The organism is Vibrio sp. JZG10 (genome assembly GCF_054064075.1).
Window position 1 is genome coordinate 1 of record NZ_JBSUGE010000052.1, and the last position, 1765, is coordinate 1765.

At 45.4% G+C, this 1765-nt stretch carries 1 protein-coding gene; it reads right to left on the reverse strand.

Features of this window, described 5'->3' with window-relative positions:
* Positions 1–19 precede the first annotated feature (19 nt).
* Positions 20–1633: an IS1634 family transposase gene (locus tag ACWYVB_RS24045; protein ID WP_161749674.1), complete on the reverse strand. Its 1614-nt coding sequence runs from the start codon at positions 1631–1633 to the stop codon at positions 20–22.
* Positions 1634–1765: the final 132 nt, after the last annotated feature.

Below are 1765 nucleotides of genomic sequence, written 5' to 3' on the forward strand. Positions count from 1 at the left end.
CCGTCATTCCGCAGCCAATTTAGGAATAAACTGCTTCATACAGAACACCAAGAAGCTTAAGCAGCCGAGTCTGATGCTCTTGAACACCCGTTATGAAGCTTTGGCCGCCAAATTCGAGTGTGTCGATACCTTCGAATTTTAAGAATACCCAACGTGCCGTCGGTTTAGTTGTCGTCTTGTTCTTTACCATGCTAGGAAAGAATTCCTCGGTCTTAGTGAGACTCTCTCGGATTTTGTGCTCTAAGCTTGCGTAGACGAGTAGGCTCAGCGTCATGATCATCAGTAGTGCCTCGATTCGCTGAGGTTTCTTCAGGAAAATTGATGATGTTAAGAACTCAGGGCTTTTCAAAAAGCGAAAGCCGCGCTCGACCTTTTGCTGAGACTTGTAATGTTCAAGCAATGCAACCATTGTTAGGTCGGTGTTGTCAGTATCGTTGGTGGCGAGAATAAACATACCTACTTTAAGCTTGGCCAGTTTCACCTTTTCTAGATCGGTATAAGGCGTAGCATCTATCAAATAGTGGTATCCCGTCGGCTTTTCATCTTTCTTCGGCCGACCACGACCTGAATAAATTGGCTCTTTAACGATGGTTGATTGCGCGAAGCCAAGCAAATGACACTGGTTGGCGAAGTCGCTCATTGCTTGCTCGGCATCCACTGCGCAAGCAAACTGCTTTTTCTTTAGTTGTCCCAGCGCTTTCAGCTCTTTGGTGATATTTTTGTCTAAGTTCTTATAAAACGTTACCTGTTCTCGCTTGGTTGCTTGTTCACTATGAATCAACAGCCACTTCTGAGATACCGAGCCATAATCAGCGTCAACCCAACAACCCGAGTAGCCATTGCCGATATGGCTCAGCTGCTCTGGCTCAAGGTTCATTAAGGCCTCTTTGGCTGATTTAATGGTCATTGGAACACGCGTAATAAACTTCTGTTGTTGCTCATCCAGTGAACGAATGCTCTCTTCGGTGTATAAAGCGGCATCGGCGATGAAGTAGCGACTGTTTTGAGCTGCCTTCAGGCAATGAATATGCCGTTTAGTGACTTCTGAGAATGCCTTAGCATCATTGGTGTTACCACTAAGCGCTTGCATGTAAACAGGCAGGCCAGCTTGATTTTCGCAAATCAACTCAAGGACCACTTGATTTAGCTCTGGACGGTGGTCTCGGCTGTAGCCTTTTACCAGCTTGATGGCATTAAGATCTTCGTCCTGGGCGTATTCACCATCGACATGGAAGCTAGTGATATCAAGGTGTACAGAGTCTGTTTTAAGTCCTAGCTTATCAACGACATGCTCTGCAATCGCTTGATAAAGTGCGGAGACATCTGCTTCATATAAAGCATCTAACGTGCGTCCGAGTACATCGTCCGTTAAATGGTGAGCTTCAATATCTTTAGCAAGCAACTTGGCAACAGGCTTCGTCTCGAAGAAGTCAGAAAACATATGCAGCGTTCTGCTGTGAAAGCCAAGACCATTGAGAATCATCGCCAAGACCGCATCGCCATGTGAAACGTTATGATCCGAGTACTTGGGAATGACGCGATCAATAATACCAGGTAAGCCGATTTCATGGCAGAAAGCAGCGATCAGCCCTAAGTGATCTAGGCGTTTAATGACAGGTTGAGCAGCAGACATAATAAAGTGACCGTTAAATAACAGTAATAGATCAAAACTGGGGATCGCGGTCAAGAGGTCTGTCGCACTAACATTTGTAAACGATCACTGGATCACATTGTTTTAATTCTGAAATTGGCTGCGGAATGACGG

Coding starts and splice junctions, on each gene's coding strand:
- ACWYVB_RS24045 (WP_161749674.1), bottom strand. CDS start 1,633: ATGTCTGCTGCTCAACCTGTCATTAAACGCCTAGATCACTTAGGGCTG.